At 48.1% G+C, this 8,999-nt stretch carries 5 protein-coding genes; all 5 read left to right on the top strand.

The window, feature by feature from the left end; translation table 11 throughout:
- The first annotated feature begins 277 nt into the window (after window positions 1-277).
- The 5 genes from AK963_RS21760 to ade all read left to right on the top strand — a co-directional run bounded on the left by AK963_RS21760 (window position 278) and on the right by ade (window position 8,577).
- The gene (locus tag AK963_RS21760; RefSeq protein WP_139117580.1) at window positions 278-1,513 is read left to right on the top strand and encodes a helix-turn-helix domain-containing protein; all 1,236 of its coding nucleotides are present in this window, start codon (window positions 278-280) and stop codon (window positions 1,511-1,513) included.
- Between the two features lie 81 nt (window positions 1,514-1,594).
- Window positions 1,595-3,085, top strand: coding sequence for a hypothetical protein (locus tag AK963_RS21755; RefSeq protein WP_139117579.1), 1,491 nt, complete (start codon window positions 1,595-1,597; stop codon window positions 3,083-3,085).
- Between the two features lie 417 nt (window positions 3,086-3,502).
- Window positions 3,503-4,858 carry an NCS2 family permease gene (locus AK963_RS21750; RefSeq protein ID WP_139117578.1) on the top strand — a complete coding sequence of 452 codons (1,356 nt, stop codon included), beginning with the start codon at window positions 3,503-3,505 and terminating at the stop codon, window positions 4,856-4,858.
- Between the two features lie 132 nt (window positions 4,859-4,990).
- Window positions 4,991-6,769 carry an adenine deaminase C-terminal domain-containing protein gene (locus AK963_RS21745; protein ID WP_066017522.1) on the top strand — a complete coding sequence of 593 codons (1,779 nt, stop codon included), beginning with the start codon at window positions 4,991-4,993 and terminating at the stop codon, window positions 6,767-6,769.
- A gap of 89 nt (window positions 6,770-6,858) precedes the next feature.
- Window positions 6,859-8,577, top strand: a complete 1,719-nt coding sequence (gene ade, locus AK963_RS21740; protein WP_066017521.1) for an adenine deaminase — start codon at window positions 6,859-6,861, stop codon at window positions 8,575-8,577.
- Window positions 8,578-8,999: the final 422 nt, after the last annotated feature.

Here is an 8,999-nt window from a genome sequence, read left to right as displayed (position 1 = left end):
TACTGTCCAGAGCAGACTTAACTATGATTTCCATGAGAGGAGGTATCAACAGATAGATTATTAGGATTCTCTACTCTGGTTGATTCCTCTCATGGTTGCCTATTTCGGAAAACTGTCCGGACTATTGATAAGAAATCTGCAATCTCTATCCGGTGTGTAATTTATTTCAATAAGCAGGTATCCTATTGAAACTTAACCATCTATCAGCTGACAAAAGCTCAACAACCGTCAGCAGCCAACAAAATCAGACAAAAAAGATCAGGATCAGGATACGCGAGTGAAGTATCTACTTTGGGGCACATTCATCACCGAGTTTATTCTCTTATTTTCTCTATTTATCAGAAGTAGCCGGCAAGACAACCTCAGAGTAATCGATCGTTTTCTCTGCCTTCCTTTACTAGTGAGCATCCTGCATCTGGTTATGTATATCGCCACGACAGGTAACCACCAGGGGCAGATTATCGCCAGCACCAGCTATCTGATTTTACGATCACTGCTTCACCCAGCCCTATTTCTGACAACACTGGCATTACTGAATCACCAGAAAAAAACTGAACCCCGGGATATCGTTCACTTCTTCCCCTTTATTTTCCTGCTGATCGTCGCCCTGGAAGGCAGTTGGATCCAGCAACTGATCCCAGAGCAGGACTGGCAAGCCTTTATACCGGTGCTGGCATTATCTCCCATGGTGAACCTGACGTTACTGTTAATGCTGAGTATTATCTTCGCAGGTTACCAGTGGGCCACACTGAAACTCGCATGGCCTTCATTCACTTCAGCCTGGCAGCACACCCAGAATGACACCGCTCTGCGCTGGGTCTGCTTTTTCTCAATATTCAATATCTTATTTACGATTCTTGCATCACTCTTTTATGCGGGGACTCGTATCAATCACCCCGACAGTGCACCCGACTCAGGGGGTGAGGTTTATACGCTGCTCTCCAGCCTGTTTACCCTGGCCTTCTGTCTCTTTTACCTGAAATCGACAGCCGCAATAGGGATAGAGTCTCCTAAGGAACTCGCTGAAAACCATAGTGACAATGATGACCCCGAAATAATCTCGGACTGTATTAAATATCGACACAGTGGCTTGAGTGATACGGAGTCTGTTCACTATTTTCAAATGGTTGATGAGCTGCTGCGCACCAAAAAACTGTATCTTGAACAAAACCTGAAAGTTGCTGATCTCTCCAATGAGTTTGGCCTAGGCAGTTCATACATCAGCCAGGTGATCAATCAGAACACCGGCAGCTCATTTAATGACTATATCAATCAATTCCGGGTTGAAGTCGTTAAAGCAAAGATAGAGACGATGGCCAATACTGGGACAAGGCTGCTTCCCAAGGATCTTGGGTACGAAGCTGGCTTTGGTTCAGGATCAACCTTCTATAAGGCATTTCGACAAATTACCGGGTCAACCCCCAAGCAGTACCTGGTTTCCTGTCTAAATCTGGAAAATAAGAAATTGCATAATCCTGAAAATTCTTTGCAATCTCTAGAACCGGTAGAGTAAACAATAGAATTCCATTCAATATGGCCTCCAGAGATTGGTTATCACCTGTTAACCATATTTATCACCATGGAGGCTATTAATATGAAAAAAACAATGTTAGCTGGCAGTATCGCTATGCTGCTTGCATCTGTGAACGCTCAGAGCAGCCAGATTTTGGAAGATACAAAAAGCTTGCTTCGTACAAATGGTATGATTGTTCAAGACAGAAACATGATGTCAGCCTATGTAGACTGTTTGGTCAGTGATGCCAAAACCTGTGAAAACTTCGCCAACACTTCATTACTGTACAGTGGAAATCTTTTCCCCTGCCCAGTAACTGGATGCACCGAAGCTAGCCCTGGCGTGCCGATCTCACCTGATTTCATATTCCCTGCATCTGCTACATGGACCATTGACCTTAATGAGGCCATGGTAATGTATGGTATTCTCCCTCCCGATGTCACCCACTTCGGCTATGAAACTCTGATTTATGAACGCTCTGAGTCAGAAATTCCTCGCCCCGGAGATAAGACGCCACTTGAAGAAGGAGAAAACCCTCCTACACCAAACCGCTCAAACGGGGTAATCGTTGACGCTGCTGCTGGTGAAACTCGCAATGAAATCACCATGAATTACATTCCTAATCCAGACTTTGGCGGAGAAGGTGAGGTATTTGTTCATATAGCCACTCCAAATCAGATAATGGCAGAAGAGATTAAAAAAGCTTTTATCGCCAGTGGCTACCCAGAGAAAGGGATCAATATAAAGGCACTGTCAGATAAACTTTATACCTTTGGCAATGATCCTGCGACAGCCGATACATTTCGTATTGTCGGTCGTTTTGCAAGACCTTTCAAAGATGAGCAGGCTGTATTGGATTGGACTAAAAGTAATCCGGTTAAGCTAATGCGTGTTACAGCTGACGAAAACATTGGTTATATTTCATTTCCTGTCGAAACATTGCTCGAACGCAAGACAGGTGTGCATGAGAAAGAGAAATCAGGAAATGGCAGCTATGGGGAATGGTTAAGCGATACCAAAAAAGAGTATGGCATTCCTGATAAAGAAGCAGTGGTGGTTGGCAGGGACTATGATCCACAGCACTGTGTTGAAACCGGTAGTTACTGCTGGGGCAATAACCTTGATGCACTTTATGTAAATATCAATGATCCTGAAACCGGAAAAATGCTCGAGATCGACCTGAGCTCACCCGACAGCCAGTTTGTGATTTCCGGTGTGGATCATGTAGCTACCGAGTATGCAAAATTCTGGAACTTTGGTTTCTATCATCCAGAAACGGGCAAAGCAATCGCGACCATTGATTTTGATAAGGTTCAGCTCCAAGAGTATGAGGATGGTAAGAAGGATAAAAATAAGCCTGCTTCCCATGCCAAACGCAACCTTGACGGGAAAATGTTCCGACTAGCCGTCAAGACTGACTGCAGTGGAGTCAATAACTGTTACGAAATTGATCCTACCCAGAGTGCTGGTAAGTTTAAAGTCATGATGCGCACATACGTAAACCCTCAGACGGGCACTGGTCCTGACTTCACTGAGGTCGTGAATCCAGAGTTCTGGGTTTATAAGAACTGATATTCTGGATAAAAGCATAACAGGTAGCTGGGCAAGTCTAGCTACCTGTCCAAATTAACTATATTTCTAACCCATTTTACCCATCTCCCAAATACCGCCTTTCGTGGCAAAACCCCTGGCCAGCTTTTCTGACCCTCCAGTTCTCAACATCAGTTTTTACACAGCTACCAAAGCAGTTATCCCCCTATTCCAGCTTCCTGGCCCGTTGCCTGCCTTTTGTTAGATCTATCGGGCTACAAAAATCACCGGAATCAATGGTCACACTTATAGGAAACTTTTTATAAATCGTACGTACTGGTTTAAGTAATTTACGTAACCCGTTGTTTTAACTGATGTAATTTTTTTGAACGAACGTATAATAATCTTGAACGTAACGATCGTTCATCATCATCCATCGATTTCCCATCCGAGTTTGTAATGACTACTGCGGCTATTGAAGCATCCCGTCATATTACTGAATCCCAATGTCCTCCGCCGGAAAAAACAGGATGGATAGACCGTCAGTTTCAGCTTCAGGCTAAAGGCACCCATATCCGTCAGGAAGTCATGGCCGGCATAACCACCTTCCTGACCATGGCCTACATCATCTTTGTAAACCCGCAGATTCTTTCCGCTGCAGGTATGGATGCCCAGGCCGTGTTTGTCACTACCTGTCTGATCGCCTCCATTGGCAGTATTGCCATGGGTCTGCTGGCCAACCTGCCCATTGCCATGGCACCAGCTATGGGTCTGAACAGCTACTTTGCCTTTGTTCTGGTGGGCGGCATGGGGCTGGCCTGGCAGACCGGCATGGCCGTCATCTTCTGGGGATCACTACTGTTTGCTGCGGTTGCGGGATTTCGCACCTACATCATCACCAGTATTCCCTTAAGCCTGCGCATTGGCATTGCCACTGGCTGTGGTCTGATGATTGCCCTGGTGGGTCTGCACAATGCCGGTATTATTGTGGCCACGCCAAGCACCATGGTGACCATCGGTGACGTTCGCTCCATCCCGTTTGTTCTGGGTTGTGCCAGCTTTCTCCTGATGATGGTACTGGTTCAACGTGGCTTTAAGGCGGCGGTTCTGATCTCAATAATCGCCATTACCTTTGCTGGCTGGTTACTGGGTGATGTGGAATACCAGGGCATCGCTTCATTACCGCCCAGTATTGCACCAGTCCTTGGCCAGCTTGACCTGATGGGCGCTCTTGATCTCAGCCTGATTGGGGTCATTATCTCCGTTATGCTGGTCAGCCTCTTTGAGTCTGCTGGCACCTTTGTTGCGGTAACGGATAAAGCCGGGCTTGCGGACGAAACCGGCAATTACCCGAACGCCACAAAATCCCTGTTTGTGGACAGCCTCAGCTCTGCTGCCGGTGCATTTATGGGGACTTCTTCTGTCTGCCCGTACGTTGAAAGTGCAACCGGTGTCGTTGAAGGCGGCAGAACCGGTCTGATGGCTGTAGTGGTTGGTCTGCTATTTTTGATGGCCATTTTCTTCTCACCCCTGGCCGGGATGATTCCAGCTTATGCCACTGCAGGTGCCCTGATTTATGTTGGTCTGCTGATGACTTCCGAGTTAACCCGGGTTCAGTGGCACGACCTGACCGAAGCCGTGCCCGCGTTTGTGGCCACCGTGATGATTCCCTTCAGCTTCACGCTGACCGAAGGAATTGCCACTGGCTTCATTACCTACACCGTGATCAAACTGGCGTCTGGTAGAAAGCATGAAGTCTCGCCCGTGTGTGCCTTGTTAACCGTGGTATTTCTGGCTCGATACGCCTTCCTGTAAAGGCCTCCATTTTAAGAACGACTGTTTTAGACATTTGTAACAAGCGGCAGTCAGCGTTATCCGACAAAAAAGCTGGAAACCTGCTCAAGGAACGCCGCATTGAAGACCATTATTTGAGTTGAGTGAAACACAATGATTAAAGAAAACCTGCGCGATCTGATTGACGCTGGAGCTGCCCGTATTCCTGCTGACCTGGTGATCAAAAACGGTCAACTGGTGAACGTCACCTCGGCAGAGATCTACCCCGCTGATATTGCCGTTTACCGCTCCAGAATCGTTGCCACTGGCGATGTTGAAGCTTACATCGGTGAAAACACCCAGATTATCGACGCTGAAAACAAATACCTGGTTCCCGGTCTGATCGACGGCCATCTGCACATTGAGTGCAGCAAGATGTCCATGACCAGCTTTGCCAAAGCCGTGGTGCCCTGCGGTACCACCAGCATCGTTTCCGGTCTCGATCAGTACCTGGTAACGGCCGGGCTGGAAGGTGTTCGTGAAGTTCTGGACGAAATCAATCAGGGACCATTGAAAGTATTCTGGGGTCTGCCGTTTACTGCGCCTTACACCCTGCCAGAATCCACCGTCGGCTTTAACGTGACCCCGGAAGTGCATCAGGAAGTGCAGAAATGGCCTGAAGTGTACGGCGTCTGGGAAACCGTTTCCGAGTTTGTCGAAAATAAACACGACGGCGTAATGAAAGCCATTGAGCTGGCTGGCGAGAACAATCAGCCTATCTTCGGTTGTGCGCCCATGACCACTGGTACTCGTCTCAACTCCGTACTCTGTGCTGGTGTTCGACTGGATCATGAAAGCTACGACCACACCGAAGCCATGGAAAAAATCCGCAAGGGCATGTTCCTGCTGATTCGTGAATCATCCATCTCTCACTTCCTTAATGAAAACATGAAGGTCGTGACGCATATCAATCCGCGTGTGGCCCGTCGTGTCAGCTTCTGTACTGACGACGTGATTCCATCAGAAATTCTTGAAAACGGCCATATGGATAAATTGATCCGTATGACCATCGCGGCAGGTGTTGACCCGATCACCGCCATCCAGATGGGTTCCCTGAACAGTGCCGAAGCCTATCGTATTGATCACCTGGTGGGCTCTATCTCTCCAGGAAAAATCGCCGACATTTTGCTGGTGGAAGACCTGCGCAAGTTCAATATCGATAAGGTCATCGCCAAGGGCAAACTGGTGGTTGATGGCGGCAAGATGGCGATTGACTTGCAACCACCGGCACGCAGTGAAATTCTCTCTTCCAAACTGAGAATCCCATCTATTACCCCGGCTGACATGAAGGTATACACCGACCTCACAGCAGACAAGGTGAACGTGCTGTCCATGGAAGTGGACTTTGATGTGCCTTTCGTCCGTCGCCGCCGAGATGTGCAGCTCAACGTTGAAAATGGTGTGGTGCTGCCGGATGTTGAAAACGATGTTCTCTACGCCACAGTGGTTGAACGTTTTGGCAAGAACGGCAACAAGCCAGTGGCCTTTGTTTCCGGCTGGAAGCTGAAAGCCGGTGCCATGGCCAGCTCCAAGGCACCGGATGACAACAATATTGTCTGTATCGGTACCAACTCTGAGGATATGTCCACTGCTATCAACTACCTGGCAGAAAAAGGCGGCGGTCAGGTGATTGTGAAAGACGGCGAGATCATTGATTTCATTCACCTGCCAATCTGTGGCGTTACTTCCGATATCAGCCCAGAGGAAATGGCTGCAGCAGAACGGAATATGAAGGCAATTACAAGGGAACTGGGCTGTGACCTGCCTGACCCTGTTTTCTATATGTGCTGCCTGGAAATCACAGCCATCCCTGATTACGCCATGACCGACCTGGGTGCCGTCTGCTTTGCTACTCAGAGTATCTTTGATCCGGTATTAAGTGCTGCTGAATAACGCACGCTGAAAGACAAGTGATTGCATGAGTCATCGACCGGGCACCCTGCCCGGTCTTTTGCCAGATAGTTTACGAGCAGCCTTAACGTATGAAACAACTGATTGATATGGCCGCTGGCCGCATCCCCGTAGATACACTGATCATCAACTGTACAGTGGTTGATGTATTTAACCAGCGTCTTATTGATGGCCCTCTGGCGCTGGGTATGGGCAAAGTCATTGGTATTGGTGATTATGAAGCCCGTGAGATCATAGACGCTAATGGCGGTATTGTGATGCCGGGCCTGATTGACAGCCATGTTCATATTGAGTCGTCTTCCATCACCCCACCCCAGTTTGCCCGTATTGTCCTGCCCCACGGTACCACCACTGTCATTGCCGACCCCCATGAAATCGCCAATGTCTGCGGTCTTGATGGCATTCGCTATATGCTGGATGCCTCCAGAAACCTGCCGTTGAATGTGAAAATCATGCTGCCCTCCTGCGTACCGGCGACCCCTTTTGAGGAAGCGGGAGCAAAGTTAATGGCAGAAGACCTGGCTGAGCTGATCAGCCACCCGGATGTCCTGGGCGTTGGGGAAGTCATGGACTTCCCTGCCGTCATCAATGGTGATGAAGCCATGCTGGCCAAAGTCAAACTGGCACACGACCATGGCTATATTGCTGATGGCCACAGCCCCGGGCTGAAAGGATTGGATCTTCAGGCCTACGCCATGGCCGGCATTAAAACCGATCATGAGTGTTCCAGTATTGAAGCGATGCTGGCACGAATCCAGATGGGTATGTATATCCAGATCCGTGAAGGCTCCGCCTGTAAAGATCTGCTGGAGCTGGTGAAAGGTGTCAATGCCGCAAACGCCCGCCGCTGTCTGTTCTGTACTGATGACCGTGAGCCCAAAGACATTATCAATGGTGGTCATATCAATAAGAACCTGCGCCTGGCCGTTGAATCCGGTATCGACCCGATCATGGCCATTACCATTGGTACGCTGAATGCTGCAGAGTGCTATGGCCTGAAAAAGAAAGGTGCCCTGGCGCCCGGTTACGACGGCGATGTGGTGATCATTGACGATCTCGAGAGTTTTAACGTCAATCGTGTATTCTGTGCTGGTCAGGAAGTCGCCCGTCATGGTGAATTGCTGGTAGCTATAGAAGACTATCACTGCTCGTCAGTCATGAATACGGTAAAACTGGCACCGCTGAGTGTTGAGAATTTTGAGTTACCACTGACTTCTGACAAAGCAAGAGCAATTGGCGTACTTCCCGGTGGTGTGTTGACCAAAGCCCTGACAGTCGATGTCAAAGCCGATGACCATGGCCTGTTTGATGCCTGCCTGAATCAAGGGCTGAATAAGCTGGCGGTGATTGAGCGCCATAAAGCGTCTGGCAATATGTCACTGGCTATTCTTGCTGATTATGGACTGACTGGAGGCGCTATCGCTACGACGGTTTCCCATGACTCACACAATATTGTCGTGGTGGGTGACAACGACCAGGATATGTTGACGGCCGTTAAGCAGGTGGAATCCATCGGTGGAGGCTTTGTTCTGGTGCAGAATGGTGAAGTGATTGGCGAACTGCCTCTGCCCATTGCCGGCTTGATGTCTGACCAGAATGCGGAGACCGTCGCGAAAACCATGGGAGAACTTTTAAGCAAGGCACGTAACACACTGGGCGTTAACGCCAATATTCAGCCATTGATGACGCTGGTCTTTATGAGCCTTCCGGTGATTCCTGAACTTAAACTAACATCGAATGGGCTGTTTGATGTTCGGAGTTTTTCTTTTACTTCAACGTTGATTCAATGACCTATAATCTGTGCTAGGTAGTGCTGAATGCACTACCTGGCACAGACCAGCTCTGAGAACCGATCATCCATATATAAAATAGAGTCAGCAAGTTCCCCCTCTGATTTAGCCCTCGTTGAATTTAAATAACTTTAGACGAATTTAAAAATATGAGTACTACAGAATTTTCTATCTAAATTTTGTACACAACAAATTTTATCCCTGCAAGTCAGGATCGTCAGCATCTGTAAAACACTCTGCTATTCAAGCAAAAAAAAATTTAAATAAGCGGGTATTGATGAAACAGCAGTAATTTAGTAAATGATCCACGTTCGTAGAACGTGGTTTTGCTTTAAGCCCCCTAAAAGGGGGCTGAGACCGCCAGCCTTCTGAGAAGGCTGGTGAGAGTTATCCCAAGATTGAAGGTTATTTCCTGAAGTCTA

The sequence above is a fragment of the Endozoicomonas atrinae genome (genome assembly GCF_001647025.1).
GTDB classification, from domain to species: domain Bacteria; phylum Pseudomonadota; class Gammaproteobacteria; order Pseudomonadales; family Endozoicomonadaceae; genus Endozoicomonas; species Endozoicomonas atrinae.
This window is presented reverse-complemented; position numbering and strand designations above follow the sequence as displayed.